The organism is Cellulomonas sp. NPDC055163, assembly GCF_053607065.1.
Genome location: NZ_JBSGSU010000002.1, coordinates 164,480 through 180,424, shown reverse-complemented (window position 1 = coordinate 180,424; position 15,945 = coordinate 164,480). Strand labels below are relative to the sequence as shown.

The 15,945-nt window shown below is 74.4% G+C and carries 14 protein-coding genes; 5 read left to right on the top strand and 9 right to left on the bottom strand.

Going from position 1 to position 15,945, the window contains the following annotated elements; all coding sequences use genetic code 11:
* The first annotated feature begins 42 nt into the window (after positions 1-42).
* Positions 43-1,332, top strand: a complete 1,290-nt coding sequence (locus ACWFNE_RS04540; protein ID WP_452121274.1) for a PP2C family protein-serine/threonine phosphatase — start codon at positions 43-45, stop codon at positions 1,330-1,332.
* A gap of 60 nt (positions 1,333-1,392) precedes the next feature.
* Here ACWFNE_RS04540 and ACWFNE_RS04535 read toward each other — a convergent pair whose 3' ends face one another.
* The 3 genes from ACWFNE_RS04535 to ACWFNE_RS04525 all read right to left on the bottom strand — a co-directional run bounded on the left by ACWFNE_RS04535 (position 1,393) and on the right by ACWFNE_RS04525 (position 4,527).
* Positions 1,393-2,553, bottom strand: a complete 1,161-nt coding sequence (locus tag ACWFNE_RS04535) for an Mrp/NBP35 family ATP-binding protein (RefSeq protein WP_452121273.1) — start codon at positions 2,551-2,553, stop codon at positions 1,393-1,395.
* Between the two features lie 143 nt (positions 2,554-2,696).
* The gene (locus ACWFNE_RS04530; protein ID WP_452121272.1) at positions 2,697-3,230 is read right to left on the bottom strand and encodes a DUF1003 domain-containing protein; all 534 of its coding nucleotides are present in this window, start codon (positions 3,228-3,230) and stop codon (positions 2,697-2,699) included.
* Positions 3,223-4,527, bottom strand: a complete 1,305-nt coding sequence (locus ACWFNE_RS04525; protein WP_452121271.1) for a magnesium transporter MgtE N-terminal domain-containing protein — start codon at positions 4,525-4,527, stop codon at positions 3,223-3,225. Before ACWFNE_RS04525 ends, ACWFNE_RS04530 begins: the two co-directional genes overlap by 8 nt.
* 162 nt (positions 4,528-4,689) lie before the next feature.
* Here ACWFNE_RS04525 and ACWFNE_RS04520 point away from each other — a divergent pair, with 162 nt between their 5' ends.
* A complete protein-coding gene (locus tag ACWFNE_RS04520) occupies positions 4,690-5,349 on the top strand; it encodes a general stress protein (protein ID WP_452121270.1) in 660 nt (219 codons plus the stop codon).
* 139 nt (positions 5,350-5,488) lie between these two features.
* On the opposite strand, the gene ACWFNE_RS04515 is transcribed toward ACWFNE_RS04520, so the two are convergent.
* From ACWFNE_RS04515 to ACWFNE_RS04500, 4 genes are all read right to left on the bottom strand, one after another.
* A complete protein-coding gene (locus tag ACWFNE_RS04515) occupies positions 5,489-7,174 on the bottom strand; it encodes a glycoside hydrolase family 13 protein (RefSeq protein WP_452121269.1) in 1,686 nt (561 codons plus the stop codon).
* A gap of 94 nt (positions 7,175-7,268) precedes the next feature.
* On the bottom strand, positions 7,269-8,168 hold the full coding sequence (locus ACWFNE_RS04510) for a carbohydrate ABC transporter permease (RefSeq protein ID WP_452121268.1): 900 nt from the start codon (positions 8,166-8,168) through the stop codon (positions 7,269-7,271).
* The gene (locus tag ACWFNE_RS04505) at positions 8,168-9,094 is read right to left on the bottom strand and encodes a carbohydrate ABC transporter permease (protein WP_452121267.1); all 927 of its coding nucleotides are present in this window, start codon (positions 9,092-9,094) and stop codon (positions 8,168-8,170) included. Before ACWFNE_RS04505 ends, ACWFNE_RS04510 begins: the two co-directional genes overlap by 1 nt.
* A gap of 41 nt (positions 9,095-9,135) precedes the next feature.
* Entirely contained in the window at positions 9,136-10,446 is a 1,311-nt protein-coding gene (locus tag ACWFNE_RS04500; protein WP_452121266.1) for an ABC transporter substrate-binding protein, read from the bottom strand.
* Between the two features lie 125 nt (positions 10,447-10,571).
* Here ACWFNE_RS04500 and ACWFNE_RS04495 point away from each other — a divergent pair, with 125 nt between their 5' ends.
* Positions 10,572-11,942, top strand: coding sequence for an ROK family protein (locus tag ACWFNE_RS04495; protein WP_452121265.1), 1,371 nt, complete (start codon positions 10,572-10,574; stop codon positions 11,940-11,942).
* A gap of 3 nt (positions 11,943-11,945) precedes the next feature.
* Here the strand turns inward: ACWFNE_RS04495 and ACWFNE_RS04490 are convergent, their stop codons facing one another.
* Positions 11,946-13,547 (bottom strand): aminopeptidase P family protein, encoded by a 1,602-nt coding sequence (locus ACWFNE_RS04490; protein WP_452121264.1) that lies wholly within the window; start codon positions 13,545-13,547, stop codon positions 11,946-11,948.
* A 180-nt stretch (positions 13,548-13,727) separates the two neighbouring features.
* Here ACWFNE_RS04490 and ACWFNE_RS04485 point away from each other — a divergent pair, with 180 nt between their 5' ends.
* Together ACWFNE_RS04485 and ACWFNE_RS04480 are read left to right on the top strand one after the other, a co-directional pair.
* Positions 13,728-14,570, top strand: coding sequence for a PHP domain-containing protein (locus ACWFNE_RS04485; RefSeq protein WP_452121263.1), 843 nt, complete (start codon positions 13,728-13,730; stop codon positions 14,568-14,570).
* Entirely contained in the window at positions 14,567-15,190 is a 624-nt protein-coding gene (locus ACWFNE_RS04480) for a MarC family protein (protein ID WP_452121262.1), read from the top strand. The genes ACWFNE_RS04485 and ACWFNE_RS04480 overlap by 4 nt, the downstream gene beginning before the upstream one ends.
* A 111-nt stretch (positions 15,191-15,301) precedes the next feature.
* Here the strand turns inward: ACWFNE_RS04480 and ACWFNE_RS04475 are convergent, their stop codons facing one another.
* Entirely contained in the window at positions 15,302-15,919 is a 618-nt protein-coding gene (locus ACWFNE_RS04475) for a hypothetical protein (protein ID WP_452121261.1), read from the bottom strand.
* Positions 15,920-15,945 lie beyond the last annotated feature (26 nt).

Here is a 15,945-nt window from a genome sequence, read left to right as displayed (position 1 = left end):
AACCAACAGGTCGCCGCCGACCAGCGCGCCTATGCTCCTGAGATGGTCGACGACACCGGCGGACGAGCCGCGCTGAGCGAGGTGCTCGACGCGGTCGAGGACGCCTCACCCGTCGACGCGGTCGAGGCCGCGACCCGCGCGCTCGGCACAGCGCTCCGTGCGATCTCCGTGTCCTTCCTCATCTCCGACCTCTCCGGCCGCGCGCTCGTGCGGATGTCTCGCGTCACCCCCGCGGCGCTCGTCACCGCCGCCGCGGACGCTCCCGAGCCCACCGGCGGCGCGCGTCAGGACGGTGACGAGCGCGCCGTCAGCGAGCCGCTGCGGCGCGGTGCGGTCGAGCGCGTGCTGCGCACGCAGACGGTGGAGGTGCTCGAGCCCGGGACGGACCCGGGGGAGGACGCCTGGACCGTGCTCGCCCCCGTGACCGAGCGCGGGGAGGCGCTCGGCCTGCTCGAGCTCGTCCTGCCCGTACCTCCGTCCGGTCCGCAGATCGAGGAGGTCGCACGCACCGCGCACCTGCTCGGGTACGTCGTCGTCGCGAGCCGGCGGCACACGGACCTGTACGAGTGGGCGCAGCGCAGCACCCCCTACTCGCTCGCCGCCGAGATCCAGCGTCGTCTCCTGCCCGCCGGGTACACGTGCGAGGTCGGTTCGTTCAGCCTCTCGGCCTGGCTCGAGCCGGCGGCGGACGTCGGGGGCGACACGTACGACTACAGCCTCGCGCGCGACGTGCTGCACCTGTCGATGACGGACGCGATGGGGCACGGCGTCGCGAGCGCCCTGACCGCCACGCTGTGCGTCGGGACCCTGCGCAACGCGCGACGGCACGGGCAGTCGCTGCTCGAGCAGGCCGCCGCGGCGAACGCCGCGCTCTGCGCGCACGGGGACGCGGCGGCCAGCGAGGGCTACTCGACCGGGCTGCTCGGGCGGCTCGACCTCGCGACCGGCGCCCTCGAGCTCGTGAACGCCGGGCACACGCCGCCGTACCTGCTGCGTGACGGCGCGATCCAGGACCTGCACCTGCCCACGAGCCTGCCGCTCGGGCTGTTCGCCGACGCCGAGTACTCCAGTGGGGTCCTGCACCTGCGGCCGGGGGACCGGCTCGTGCTGGTGACCGACGGGATGCTCGAGCGCAACGCCGAGGCGCTCGACCTGCCGGGTCTCGTCGCCGCGACCGTGCACCTGCACCCCCGGGAGGCGACCCGGGGGCTGACCGACCTCGTGCTCGAGGCGACCGGTCACGCTCTCAAGGACGACGCCACGGTGCTCGTCCTCGACTGGCGGGGCGGCCACGGCCAGGAGCGTCGCACGCGCGACGGCGCTCCACGGTGAGCCACCGGGTCTGAGCGCGCGGACCCGAGGTCCCGCCCGTCGAGTCCGGGACTCGCCGGCTCAGCGACCGACCGGCGAGAGCCCGAGCGGCTTGCCCGCGAGCCCGCGCGACCGCGTCGCGAGAGCCCGTGCGACGTCCCGCAGCGCGAGGGCCGCGGAGGAGTCGGGGTGCGCCAGCACGACGGGCGTGCCGTCGTCGCCGTCCTGCCGCAGCGCGACGTCGAGCGGGATCTGGCCGAGCAGCGGCACCGACGAGCCGGTCGCCCGGGACAGGTTCTCGGCGACGCGCGCGCCGCCGCCCGCGCCGAAGATCTCGAGCCGCGAGCCGTCGGGCTGCTCGAGCCACGACATGTTCTCGACGACGCCCACCACGTGCTGGCGGGTCTGCAGCGCGACCGACCCGGCGCGCTCGGCGACCTCGGCCGCGGCGTCCTGCGGCGTGGTGACCACCAGGACCTCGGACGTCGGGAGCAGCTGCGCGACGGAGATCGCGATGTCGCCCGTGCCGGGGGGCAGGTCGAGGAGCAGCACGTCGAGGTCCGCCCAGAACACGTCCGCGAGGAACTGCTGGAGCGCGCGGTGCAGCATCGGCCCGCGCCACACGACCGGCTGCCCGGGCGGCACGAACATGCCGATCGAGATGACCTTCACGTCGTGCGCGACGGGCGGCAGCAGCATGTCGTCGACCTTGGTCGGCGGCTGCGTGACGCCCAGCATGCGCGGGATCGAGAACCCGTAGATGTCCGCGTCGACGACCCCGACGCGCAGGCCGTCCGCCGCCATCGCGACCGCGAGGTTCGCCGTGACGGACGACTTGCCGACGCCGCCCTTGCCGGACGCGATCGCGTAGACCTTGGTGAGCGAGCCCGGCTGGGCGAACGGGATCGTCGGCTCGGCGGTCCCGCGCAGCCGCTCGCGCAGCCCGGCGCGCTGCTCGGCCGACATCACGCCCATCGCCAGCCGGACCTCGGCGACGCCGTCGAGGGGCTGGACCGCTGCCGTGACGTCCTTGGTGATCGTGTCCTTGAGCGGGCAGCCGGCGGTCGTGAGGTCGATCCCGACGGTGACGCGCGCGCCGCCCGGCAGCGTCGTCGTGTCGACCTCGACGGACCGGACCATGCCGAGCTCGGTGATCGGCCGGCGGATCTCGGGGTCGAGGACCCCCTCGAGCGCGGTGCGCACCGCTTCGGCGAGCGCGGTCGGGTCGGTCGTCAGGGGCATGCGCCCATCGTAGGCGCGGTGCTCCGGGCGCCCGTGCGCCGCACGTCCCGGGTCGAGGTCCCCCTCCGGGCGCGCGGCACCCCGCTCGCGGGTGGCCGTCCCCCTCCGGGCGCGCGGCACCCCGCTCGCGGGCGGCCCGGCCCTCAGCGCCGCGCGTGGTCCGCGGGGCCGTCGGGCGTCGCGCCGTCGTGGTCGCCGCGTGCGTCGTCACGCTCGGCGGTGAGGTCCTCCAGCAGGTTGCGCAGCTCGGAGCGCACGAAGTCGCGCGTCGCGACCTCGCTCAGCCCGATCCGCAGCGCCGCGATCTCCCGCGCGAGGAACTCGGTGTCCGCGAGGTTCCGCTCGGAGCGCTGCCGGTCCTGCTCGAGGCTGACCCGGTCGCGGTCGTCCTGCCGGTTCTGCGCGAGCAGGATCAGCGGCGCGGCGTAGGACGCCTGCACCGAGAAGAACAGGTTGAGCAGGATGAACGGGTACGGGTCCCACTGCAGCCCGAAGATCCCGATCGCGTTGATCGCGACCCACACGATGACGAACCCGGTCATGTACAGCAGGAAGCGCCCGGTCCCCATGAACCGCGCGAAGGCCTCCGCGAGCCGGCCCACCGCGTCCGGGTCGCGGTTGATCCGCGGGACGAACGAGCGGCGCGACTCCTTGGGGGTGTCGAGCCGCTCAGCCACGACGCACCCGCCCCCGGGTCGAGGTCCCGCTCGCCGTGGGCGTCGGTGCGTCGTCGTGCTGCTCGCGCCAGTCCTCGGGCAGCAGGTGGTCGAGGACGTCGTCGACGCTGACCGCGCCCAGCAGACGGCGCTCCTCGTCGACCACGGGCAGCGCGAGCAGGTTGTACGTCGCGAGCAGCCGCGTCACGTACAGCAGCGGGGCGCTCGCGGGGACGGCGTCGATGTCGGTGTCGACGAGCGAGCCGATCGACTCGTGCGGCGCCTCGCGCAGCATCCGCTGGAGGTGCACGACGCCGATGAAGCGCCCGGTCGGCGTCTCGAGCGGCGGGCGCGCGACGAACACCATCGACGCGAGCGCCGGGGCGAGGTCCTGACGGCGCACGTGCGCGAGCGCCGCCGCGATCGACGTCTCCGGGCCCAGGATCACGGGCTCGGTCGTCATCAGGCCGCCCGCGGTGTTGTCCTCGTACGCGAGCAGGCGCCGCACGTCGCGCGCCTCCTCGGGCTCCATGAGCTCGAGCAGCTCGGCGGCCTGCTCGTCGGAGAGCTCACCGAGCAAATCGGCCGCGTCGTCGGGCTGCATGGCCTCGAGCACGTCGGCGGCGCGCGTGCGCTCGAGACCCGAGAGGATCGCGACCTGGTCGTCCTCGGGGAGCTCCTCGAGGACGTCGGCGAGGCGCTCGTTGTCGAGAGCGTGCGCGACCTCGTTGCGGCGCGTGCTCCCGAGGTCGTGCAGCACGTCCGCGAGGTCCGCCGGCTTCAGGTCGTCGTAGCTCGCGAGCATGAGCGCCGCACCCTGGGCCGCCGCCGACACGCCGAGACCGGTCACCGCGGCCACGTCGACGAGCAGCGTCTCGCCGCGGCGCCGGAGCAGCGCCGACTTGCCGGGCACCAGGCGGCGCACGAACAGCTTGGCGACCACCCAGTCACCGCTGCGCTGCCGCTCGACCGCGACGTCCTCGACCGTGGCGCTCCCGCTGCCGTCGGTCAGCTCGACGGTCCGGTCCAGCAGCTCGCCGACGACGAGCGTCTCGGAGGTGCGCTGCTCGAACCGGCGCATGTTCACCAGGCCCGTCGAGATGACCTGACCCGCGTCGATCGACGTCACACGCGTCAGCGGCAGGAAGACGCGGCGCCGGCCGGGGACCTCGACGACCAGCCCGACCGCGCGCGGGGCACCGGTCGGGCGCACGAGCACGACGACGTCGCGCACCCGCCCGACCTGGTCCCCGATGGGGTCGAACACCGTGGTCCCGGCGAGGCGCGCGACGAAGACCCGGGTCCCTGCGCTGCTCACGGGCGTCAGCCTAGACCGGCGGCGCCGTCCCGGCCGGGCTCGCCGGGTGCCGGCCGGGCGCCGGTCCGGCGTCGGTCGGGCGTCGGCCCGGTGACGCCGAGGTGGCCGTGAGGTGCGGCGACGCCCCTGGCGTGGGATCGGGCGGCAAGGGAGGATCGTCGCATGTCGATGAACAAGGCCTCCCGCGTCCCGACGGCCCCGACCCTCCCCCAGGGCGAGCTCGTCGCCTCCTACGGCACCTACCTCGAGGCCCAGCGCGCGGTCGACCACCTCGCGGACAAGCAGTTCGCCGTGCAGCTCGTGACCATCGTCGGGACGGACCTGCGCATGGTCGAGCGGGTCACCGGGCGGCTGTCCTACCCGCGGGTCGCGCTCGCGGGGTTCGCGTCGGGCGCGTGGTTCGGGCTCTTCGTGGGCCTGCTGCTGTCGCTGTTCTCCGAGGAGGGCTCCTCGACGTTCTTCGCGGCGATCCTCATCGGTGGCGGCTTCGGCCTGCTGTTCTCGGTCATCACGTACTCGCTCACCGGCGGCAAGCGGGACTTCACGTCGTCGCGCCAGATCGTCGCCTCGCAGTACGCGGTGCTGTGCGGGGCCGAGCAGGCGCACAAGGCCCGCAACCTGCTCCAGGAGATCGGCGGGGTGCAGTCGGGCTGGCCGGCGCGGCCCGCGACCGGAGTGACGCCGCCGTCGGACCCGTCCGGCGCCTACCCGGCGCCGGCCCCGCAGCAGCCCGTGAGCGGCTCGCCGACCGTGCCGCCCGTGACGTCGCCGGGCGTCGTCCCGCCGTCCACCCCGCCCGCGCCGCCGACCGAGCTGCGCTGACGGCGGACGCCCGTCCGGCGGACGCACCCGCCCGCCCGCCCGCCCACCGGCCGACGACGGCACGGGAGCGCCGGCACCGCGTCCCGGTGCCGGCGCTCCGCGTGTCGGTCGGCTCAGCTCTGCTCGGGCGGGCCGCAGGTCAGGCCGCCGGCTCCCGCAGCCACGCCGTCGTCGCCCCCGGCAGGGCGCCGCCCTCGAGCGGCGCGCTGCTGAGCAGGACCTCCCCGGCGGGCAGCGGCGCGGGCCGGTCGCCGAAGTTCGTCACGCACAGCCAGCCGCCCGAGCGCCGGTACGCGAGCACGTCGGCCCGGCTCGTCGTCACCCACGTCAGGGTCTCGTCGCCCTGCAGCTCGTGCCGCAGAGCGAGCGCGTCGCGGTACAGGGTCAGCGTGGACGCCGGGTCGTCCTCCTGCGCCTCGACCGAGAGGTCCCCGAACCACCCCGGCTGCGGCAGGAACGGCGCGGCCGCGCTGAAGCCGAACGCGACCCCGTCGCGCGTCCACGGCAGCGGCACCCGGCAGCCGTCACGCCCCGCGTCGACGCCGGGGTTGCGGAAGAACGACGGGTCCTGGCGCGCCTCGTCCGGGATGTCGGGAACCTCGTGCAGGCCGAGCTCCTCGCCCTGGTAGAGGTACGACGAGCCGGGCAGCGCGAGCTGCAGGAGCGACGCGGCCCGCGCCCGGCGCAGCCCGAGCTCGTGGTCGAGCGCCGGCTCCGCCCCGCGCGCGAGCAGCCACGCGCTGCCCTGCTTGTCGGTGCTCGCGCCGCGTGCGGGGAGCCCGTACCGCGTCGCGTGGCGCACGACGTCGTGGTTGGACAGGACCCACGTGGTCGACGAGCCGGACTCCGCGGCGAGCTCGAGGTTGAACGTGATGATCTCCCCGAACTGCGCCGCGTCGAAGTCGGCCTCGAGCAGGTCGAAGTTGAACGCCTGGCCCAGGCCCTCGGCGCTCGCGTACCGGGCGCGGCGGGACGCGTCGACCCACGCCTCGGCGACTGCGGTGCGCGGCGGGTCGTAGGAGTTGAAGACCTCGCGCCACTCGGCGTAGATCTCGTGCACGTCGTCGCGGTCCCACAGCGGGTGCGTGCCGTCCTTGGGGTGCGTGTCGAGCTCGGCCTGGGTCGGCAGCGCGTCGGGCAGGTTCTTCGCCAGGCCGTGCGCGACGTCCACGCGGAAGCCGTCGACCCCGCGGTCGGACCAGAACCGCAGCGTCGTGAGGAAGTCGTCGCGCACCTCGCGGTTCTTCCAGTTGAGGTCGGGCTGCTCCTTGGCGAAGTAGTGCAGGTACCACTGGCCGTCGCCGACGGGCTCCCACGCGGGCCCGCCGAACGTCGAGGTCCAGTCGGCGGGCGGCAGCGAGCCGTCGGGGCCCGTGCCGTCGCGGAAGACGTACCGGTCGCGGGCCGGGGAGCCCTTCGGGGACGCGAGCGCCTCCGGGAACCACACGTGCCGGTCGGAGGTGTGGTTGGGCACGAGGTCGACGACGACCTTGATCCCGGCGCCGTGCAGCGCCGCGACGAGCTCGTCGAAGTCGTCCAGCGTGCCCAGGCGCGGGTCGACCGCGCGGTAGTCGTCGACGTCGTACCCGCCGTCGGCGAGCGCCGAGGGGTAGAACGGGCTGAGCCAGACCGCGTCGACACCGAGGCGCGAGAGGTACGGCACGCGGCGCGTGATGCCGGGCAGGTCGCCGATGCCGTCGGCTCCGGAGTCCGCGAACGAGCGCGGGTAGATCTGGTAGACGGCGGCCTGGCGCCACCAGGCGGCACCGTCACGGCCCAGGTCGGGCGTCGCACGGGCGTCGAGGACGTCGGTCACGTCGGTCATGGAGGGTTCTCGTCTCTCTCGGGGTTCGAGGTTCGTGGGGTTCGGGGGACGGACGGTGGGCCGTCTCCAGCGTCGGTTCGCTCGGGGACGCGCGCTACTTGATGGCGCCCTGGGTCACGCCCGCCATGACCCAGCGCTGCGTGAACAGGTAGACGACGATCGCGGGCGCCATGGCCATGAGGTACGAGGCGAACGCGACGTTGTAGTTGCTGCTGAACTGGGTCTGGAACACGCTCTGCAGGACCGGGAGCGTCTGCTGCGTGGCGTCGGCGATGATCAGCGACGGCATCATGAAGTCGTTCCACGAGGCCAGGAACGCGAAGATCGCGACGGTCGCGCTCATGGGGGCGAGCAACGGGAAGACGACCCGGCGGAACACCTGCCACGTCGACGCGCCGTCGAGCCGCGCGCTCTCCTCGAGCTCCTCGGGCACCGAGCGCAGGAACGCGGTGAACAGCATGACGCTGAACGAGAGCTGGAACATCACGTGCAGCAGCGCGACGCCGCCCGGGTTGGCGAGCCCGACCATCCCGGTGAGCTTGACCTGCGACAGCGCGAGCACCGGGAACGGCAGGAACATCGCCGCGAGCAGGTAGAAGAACGACCAGCGGAAGAACCGGCGGTCCCAGTTCCGCGAGATCGCGTACGCCGCGAGCGAGCTCAGCAGGACCGTCCCCACGACCGTGACGAGGGTGACGAGCACGGAGATGGTGAACCCGCGCGGGAAGTTCGTCAGCCGCCACGCCTCGACGAACCCGTCGACGCTGACCGGCGACGGGAGCGAGAACGCGTTCCCGTCGACGGACTGCTGCGTGGTCTTGAACGCCATCGTCACCGTGGCGTAGAGCGGGGCGAGCACCGCGACCGAGCACAGCAGCAGGACGACGAGGCCCGGCCGGTTCGTGCGGTCGTCGCGGTCGCGGTTCCGGAGGGTCCGCGTGCGCAGGACGGGGACCTGGGCGGGGGCTGTCGTGCGGAGCGTCTGGTCGGTCATCAGAGGGCCGCCTTCCCACGGGTGAGACGGAGCTGGACGAGGGCGAGGACGACCGCGATGAGGAAGAAGATCGTCGCGTTCGCCATCTGGTAGGCGTAGTCGCCGCCGGTGAAGCCGGAGAAGATCGTCATCGCGACGCTGCGGGTCGCGGTGCCCGGACCGCCGTTGGTCAGGCCGACGATGATGTCGTAGGCGTTGAGGAAGTTCTTGAACCCGATGACGATGTTGATGAGGACGTACCCCGCGACGAGCGGCAGGGTGATCGACCGCAGCCGCCGTCCCGCGCTCGCGCCGTCGAGCGACGCTGCCTCGTAGACCTCGCCGGGGATCGACAGGATGCCGGCGACGTAGATGAGCAGCGCCGAGGGGATCGCCTGCCACGCGGTGACGATCACGATGGTGACCCACGCGAGGTCCGGGTTGGCGAGCATGCTGGTCTCGAGCGGCCCGAACCCGACGGCCTCGGCCACGCGCGGCAGGGAGTTCGAGAACAGGAACGCGAACACGTACGCGATGACGATGCCCGAGATGACCATGGGGAGCACGAACACGGCGCGCAGCGCCACGCGCGCGCGGATCTTCGAGGTGAGCCCGACCGCGAGCAGGAACGCCACGACGTTCACCACGAGCACGGTCACGAGCGCGAACCCGACGGTGAACGCGTACGAGGCCAGGATCGCCGGGTCGGAGAACAGCGCGACGTAGTTCGTCAGGCCGGTGAACTGGAACTCGCCGAAGCCGACGGAGTTCGTGAAGCTCAGCGTGACGCCCATGACCGCGGGGAGGGTGATCGCGAGCGTGAACAGGACGAGCGCGGGCACGAGGAAGAGGTAGTGCGTGCGTCCGGCGCCGGGGCGCCTGCGGTGCGGGCGGGCCGGTGCCGCGAGGTCGCGGCGTGCGGCCTGCGGCGCTGTGGTGGTCGCCATGCGGGGTCTCCGGTTCTGTGCGGGTCGAGCCGGGGTTCGGGTCAGGAGCGGAAGGCCAGGCGCGACCAGTCGGCGTCGACCCGTCGCAGGACCGAGCCGGGGTCGGCGCCGGTGATGAGGGACTGCGTGTAGTTCTGCAGCGGGATCGACTGCGGCACGAGCTGCGAGGCGCCGACGTAGAAGTCCGCGCGGTCGTAGTACTCCTGGAGCTCGACGAGCGTCGCGTTCGTGACCGGCGCGGCGTCCTCGGTGACGCCGAAGCCCAGGTTGTCGGCGTTGTACCGGTCGATGACCTCGGGCTGCATGAGGAACTGCAGGAACTCGCGCGCCGCCGCCTTGCGAGGCGAGGCCTCGGGGATCCACAGCGCGAGGTCGACGTTGACGCGCACCCGCCGGTCGGCGGGGTCCTCGGTCATCGGGAGCGGGAACGCGCCGACGTCGAGGTCGGGGTTGGTCTTCGCGATCTCGGTGAGCGCCCAGGGGCCCTGCAGGTACATCGCGGCCTCGCCGCGGGCGAACGCGAGGTTGCCGTCGCCGTACCCGCGGCTCGGGGCGTCGTCGTTGGTCCAGCCCGCGAGCCGGACCATGCGCTCGACGGGCTCGCGGAGCTGCTTCTCGAACGACACGGGCGAGGAGGACCCGACGTCGGCGCCCTGCGCCTCGAGGTCGGTGAAGAACTCGGTGGTGTCGACCATCCCGCCGACGGCGTAGTCGAAGTGGCCCTGCGCGACGGTCCACGGGTCCCGGTAGGTGCTGTACAGCGGCGTGATGCCGGCCGACACGAGCGCCTCGCAGACGGCGGTGAACTCGCTCCAGGTGGTGGGCGGGGTGAGCCCCTGCTGCGCGAAGATCTCGCGGTTGTAGAGGACTGCCGCGGCCATGAGCGAGTACGGGAGCACGCTCGTGCGGCCGGGGTAGCTCGCGGTGACGTCGATCAGCGGCAGCAGGTCCGCCTTGACCCGCGCGGCCTCGGGCAGGTCGCCGAGGTCGCTCAGCACGCCGCGCTCGACGTACCGGGAGATCTCGAAGTTGTAGTTGAGCAGCCCGATGTCCGGCGGCGACTCGCGGACGAACGAGCCGGCGAGGTTCGACGTCGCGTCGTGCCGGACGCGCACGCGGGACTGGGACTCGTGGAACTGCTCGATGAGCCCGTCGAAGTACCCGATGACCTCGGGCTTCGACTGGAAGAAGGTGATCTCGGTGACGCCGGAGCCGGCGCCCGAGCCGCGGGCGCAGCCGGTCAGTGCGAGGCCGGTGGCAGCGGCGCCGAGGCCGCGCAGGAAGGTCCGCCGGGACAGGTCCCGCGGGCGACCGCCGGGGTCTGCGGGCGGTGGTGAGGGCAGGGAAGGCACGTCGTCGTCTCCTCGTCGGTGCCCCGGCGGTGCCGGGTGCGAGCGCGGCCCTTGCTTGATCCAGACAGTAAATCTAAGTACTGGATATAACGAGCATGAGCCCACACCGCCCGTAAGGTCAAGAGGTGTCCGTGATCTCGGGGTCCCCGCAGCAGCTCCGCCGCGCCAACCTCGCGGCGGTGCTCGACTTCGCCTGGGACGCCGGGCCCTTCACCGCGACCGACGCGATCGACGCGACCGGCCTGACCCGCACCACCGTCCTCGGGCTGTGCGACGACCTCGTGGAGCACCGCTGGCTGCGCGAGCTCACCCCCGAGCGGCTCCCCGGCGACCCGGCCAAGGGCCGGCCCGCCCGCCGCTACGCGTTCGACCCCCGCGCCGGGCACATCGTCGGCGTCGACGCCGGGCAGCACCGCGTGACCGCGTCCGTCGCCGACCTCGCCGGCACGGTCCTCGCGCAGGCGACGCGCGTCCTCGACGTCGGCGGGGAGGACCGGGTGACACGCGTCGGCGGCGTGCGGCACGCGGTCGACGACGCGCTCCGCGAGGCCGGCGCGGATGCGGGGTCGGTGCTCGTGACTGTCGTCGGCGTGCCGGCCCCGACCGACGCCCTCGGTCGCTCGCCGTCGACCGAGGACGGGTTCTGGGCCCGGATGAACCCCGACCTCGCCGCGGCGCTCGCCCGCCCCGGCCGCCGGGTCGTCGTCGACAACGACGCCAACCTCGCGGCCGTCGCCGAGGGCGCGGTCGGTGCCGGCGTCGGTGCCCGCTCGTTCGTGACCCTGCTCTCGGGCGAGCGCTTCGGGGCCGGGCTCATGGTCGACGGTGTGCTGCTGCGCGGGCGGCACGGCGGCGCGGGCGAGCTGCACGTGCTCGACCTCGTCGACGGCGTCGGCTCCGCGTCCGGGCTCGCGGCCACCGTGCGGCAGTGGCTCGCCGAGGACGCCGGGCTCGCACGGCTGCGCCGGCGGCTGCCCGCCGAGCCGGAGTTCGCCGACGTCGCCGCCGCCGCGCTCGCGGGGGACCGGGACGCCCAGCGTGTCGTCGACCGTCTCGGCGACCGGCTCGCGCGGGTGTGCGCGGTGCTCGGCGGGCTGCTCGACGTCGAGCGCGTGATCGTCGGCGGCGCGGTCGCGGCCAGCGCCGGACCCGTGCTCGAGCGCACGACCGCGAGCCTCGCGGCGTACATGCACCTGCCCGTGCCCGAGGTCGTGGCGTCGACGCTCGGGGCGGACGGGGTGCACCTCGGCGCTGTGCGCCGGGCGCTCGGTCTCGTCCGGGAGGATCCGCTCGCCCTCACGCTCCCCGCGGCGCACGCGACGGAGCCGCCCGAGCCGGAGCCGTCCGAGCGTGAGCTGTCCGGCCCGACGCCGTCGCGCCCCGAGCGGTCCGGGCGCCAGCGGTCCGAGCGCGAGCCGTCCGCGCGTCGGCCGTCCCGCCCCGAGCGACCGGGACCCGGGCGGCCCGCGCTGCCGGCGCCGGCCGCCCGGGCCTGAGGCTCAGCCCAGCAGCCCGGCCATCCACGCCTCGACGTCCTCGGGCCGCCGGGGGAGCGCGGCCGAGAGGTTCTCGTTCCCGTCGGCCGTGATCAGCACGTCGTCCTCGATGCGGACGCCGATGCCGCGGTACTCCTCGGGCACGAGCAGGTCGTCGGACTTGAAGTACAGCCCCGGCTCGATCGTGAACACCATGCCCGGCTCGATCACGGCGTCGAGGTACAGCTCGCGCCGGGCGAGCGCGCAGTCGTGCACGTCGAGGCCCAGGTGGTGGCTCGTCCCGTGCACCATCCAGCGGCGGTGCTGCTGGCCCTCGGGGCTGAGCGACTCCTCGACGGAGACGGGCAGCAGCCCCCACGCGCCGAGCCGCTCGGCGATGACGTCCATGGCCGCGGCGTGCACGTCGCGGAAGCGGTTGCCGGGCACCGCGACGGCGAACGCGGCGTCGGCAGCGTCGAGCACCGCCTCGTACACGCGGCGCTGCACCTCCGTGAACGTCCCGTCGACCGGCAGCGTGCGCGTCACGTCGGCCGTGTAGAGCGAGTCGACCTCGACGCCCGCGTCGACGAGCACGAGCTCGCCCGCGCGGACCCGGCCGTCGTTGTCCGTCCAGTGCAGCGTCGTCGCGTGCTCGCCCGCGGCGGCGATGGTCTCGTAGCCGACCGCGTTGCCCTCCTCGCGGGCGTGCGCGCCGAACGTGCCCTCGAGGACGCGCTCGCCCCGCCGGTGCGCCGTCGCGCGGGGGAGCGCGCGCACCACCTCGGCGAAGCCCGCGATCGTCGCGTCGACGGCCCCGCGCATCTGGGCGACCTCGTGCTCGTCCTTGAGCAGGCGCAGCTCGGACAGCGCCTCCGCGAGCCGGGCGTCGGTCAGGCCGGCGTCCTCGGTCGCCCGGATCTCCTCGACGACCGCCTCGACCGCCTCGTCGGCGTCCGGGACGACGAGCAGCTGCACGCCGCCCTCGCCGACGTCCTTCGCGAGCGCGTCGCGCAGGTCGTCGAGGTGCGCGGTCTCGATCCCGGTGACCGTCGCCAGGTCGTCGAGGGTCGGGCGCGCGCCGACCCAGAACTCGCCGTAGCGCGAGTCGGAGAAGAACTCCTCGGTGTCCCGGCCGGCGAGCGGGCGCACGTACAGGACCGCGCGGTGCGTCGCGGACGTGACCGCCGCGCCGTCGGGAGCGGCGTCGTCGGCAGCGGACCCGCCCGGAGCCGCGCGGTGCGCGCTGTCCACCGGGTGCAGCACGAGGACGGCGTCGGGCTCCTGCTCCGCGCCGAGCCCCGTGAGGTGCGTGAACGCGGAGTGCGGCCGGAAACGGTAGTCGGTGTCGTTCGAGCGGACCTTGAACGAGCCCGCGGGGACGACGACGCGCGCCCCGGGGAACTGCGCGCCGAGCCGGGCGCGGCGGACCGCGGTGTACGGCGCGGCCGGCGACGGGGTCGCGGTCGTCGCCGCGCGCGGGCCCCAGCCGGAGGTGATGAACTCGGTGAAGGCGCGCGAGTCCGGGCGCTGCGAGCGGTTGGAGCCGCGCGCCTCGAGGGGCTGGTCGCCGGGCTGCGGGGTGGGCTGCGCGGGCGCGGACGTCTCGGGGGTCTGGCCGTCGGTCATGACGTCCATCCTCCCACCGCGCACCCACCGCGACCCTCCGGGACGATGCTTGCGCGAGGGGCGCCGTGGGCGGGCGCGGACGCGGGCGCGGGCGTGCCGGCGGGCCCCGAGGAGGTGAACCCGCCGCCGCACCGCACCCGCGGTCTCAGCACGTGGACGTGCGCCCCTAGGGTTGAGCCCGTGCGCATCGACCTCCACACCCACTCGACCGCCTCGGACGGGACCGAGCCGCCCGCCGAGGTCGTCGCGTCCGCCGCCCGCGCGGGCCTCGACGTCGTCGCCCTCACGGACCACGACACGACCGCGGGCTGGGCCGAGGCCGAGCGGGCGGCGCGCGAGCACGGGGTGGCGCTGGTCCGCGGGACGGAGGTCTCGGCGCGGGCGCGCGGCGTCAGCGTGCACCTGCTCGCCTACCTGCAGGACCCGACGCACCCCGCGCTGGTCGCCGAGCTCGAGCGCACCCGCGTCGCGCGCGACGGGCGGGCCCGCGCGATGGTCGACCTCATCGCCGCCGACCACCCGATCACCTGGGAGGACGTGCTCGAGCACACGAGCCCCGGCACGGTCGTCGGCCGCCCGCACATCGCCGACGCGCTCGTGCGTCTCGGGGTCGTCACGAGCCGGGACGCCGCCTTCGCCGAGCTCCTGCGCAGCGACGGGCCGTACCACGTGCCGCACTACGCCCCGTCGGCGGTCGACGCGGTGCGGGCGGTGCGGGCCGCCGGGGGAGTGCCGGTCTTCGCCCACCCCGGCGCGGACGGCCGCGGTCGCATCGTGCCCGACGCGGTGTTCGACGAGCTCGCCGCCGTCGGGCTCGCCGGGCTCGAGGTGCACCACCGCGACCACGGGCCCGCGCAGCGCGAGCGCCTGACCGGCGTCGCCGAGCGGCTCGGGCTGCTGGTGACCGGGTCCAGCGACTACCACGGCACCGGCAAGACCAACCGCCTCGGCGAGAACCTGACCCAGCCGTCCGTACTCGCGGACATCGAGAAGGAAGGGGCCGTGCCAGTGGTGCGCCCGTGAACGACGTCGTCGACCTGCGCCTCCTCAGCGAGGTCTTCATCACCCTGTTCGTCATCATGGACCCGCCTGGCACGGTGCCGATCTTCCTGGGCCTGACCAGCACGATGACCCGGCAGCAGCGCAACCGCGCGGCGCGCCAGGCGATCCTCGTGGCGTTCGGCGTCATCGTGTCGTTCGCGGTGTTCGGCCAGCAGCTGCTCGCCTACATGCACATCTCCCTGCCGGCGCTCCAGGCGTCCGGTGGGCTCCTGCTGCTGCTCGTGGCCATGGAGCTGCTGACCGGGAAGATGGAGGAGCCCGAGCCGTCGGGGAACGGGAACGTCAACGTGGCGCTCGTGCCGCTCGGCACGCCGCTGCTCGCGGGGCCGGGCGCGATCGTCGCGACGATGGTCTTCGTGCAGGCGACCGACGGGTCGACGGCCGACTGGGTCGCGATCGGGCTCGGCGTGCTGGCGGTGCACCTGTGCCTCTACCTCGCGATGCGGTTCGCCAACGTGATCCACCGGGTGCTCGGGGACTCCGGCGTCATCCTCGTCACGCGCATCGCCGGGCTCCTGCTCGCGGCGATCGCGGTGCAGCTCGTGGCGGACGCGGTGCGGGCGTTCGTGCTGGAGGGCTGACCGGCCTGCCGTCCGGCGGCTCGGTCGGCCGGGCCGCCCGGCGCTCGTCGGGAGCCGGCGACCTGGGGGTCTGTCGGCTCGTCGGGAGCCGCCGACCCGGGGCCTGCCGGCTCAGCCGCGCGGCGGCGCCGGTGGCCGCAGCCCGAGGGACCGGAGCTCGAGCGCCGCGAGCGCACGCAGCACCTCGGGGTCGCGCCGTCGCCACGCGTCGGCCGGGTCGTCGCTCACCCCGGCGAGCGCCCGGACGGGCTGGGTCGCGAGCGCGCGCAGCGCGAACAGGTCGAGGTCGGCGGCGGAGTCGAGGATGCGCGACGCGGCCCGGGACCGGCTGACGAACCGCACGCGTGCGCGCAGCCAGGCGCCGAGCACGAGCAGCACCGGGACGGCCACGACGACGATGCCGAGCAGCAGCGCGAGGTGCGCCGCACCCTCCTGGACCTCGACCCCCGCGCGGGCGATGGAGTCGGCGGCGCCGCCCGCCGCGTCGAACGGGGCGCGGGCGTCGTCGCCGACGAGCGGGACCCGGGCGACGGTCTCGCCCGCCGACCCGAGGCTGTCGGAGAGCGAGGACCCGGCGTCCTCGAGCGTGCGCCCCGGGGCGCCGAGCCGGCTGACCGACTCGTGCACCCACAGGCCCGCGCGCACCCACGCGACGACCCATGCGACCACGAGCAGGTCACCGACGAGCTGGCGTGCACGACGCCACGGGGTCTGCGCGTAGAGGGCCACGCGGGACATCCTGGCGTGCGCGCCCC

Coding starts and splice junctions, on each gene's coding strand:
- ACWFNE_RS04505 (WP_452121267.1), bottom strand. CDS start 9,094: ATGGCGACCACCACAGCGCCGCAGGCCGCACGCCGCGACCTCGCGGCA.
- ACWFNE_RS04540 (WP_452121274.1), top strand. CDS start 43: ATGGTCGACGACACCGGCGGACGAGCCGCGCTGAGCGAGGTGCTCGAC.
- ACWFNE_RS04535 (WP_452121273.1), bottom strand. CDS start 2,553: ATGCCCCTGACGACCGACCCGACCGCGCTCGCCGAAGCGGTGCGCACC.
- ACWFNE_RS04510 (WP_452121268.1), bottom strand. CDS start 8,168: ATGACCGACCAGACGCTCCGCACGACAGCCCCCGCCCAGGTCCCCGTC.
- ACWFNE_RS04490 (WP_452121264.1), bottom strand. CDS start 13,547: ATGACCGACGGCCAGACCCCCGAGACGTCCGCGCCCGCGCAGCCCACC.
- ACWFNE_RS04520 (WP_452121270.1), top strand. CDS start 4,690: ATGTCGATGAACAAGGCCTCCCGCGTCCCGACGGCCCCGACCCTCCCC.
- ACWFNE_RS04515 (WP_452121269.1), bottom strand. CDS start 7,174: ATGACCGACGTGACCGACGTCCTCGACGCCCGTGCGACGCCCGACCTG.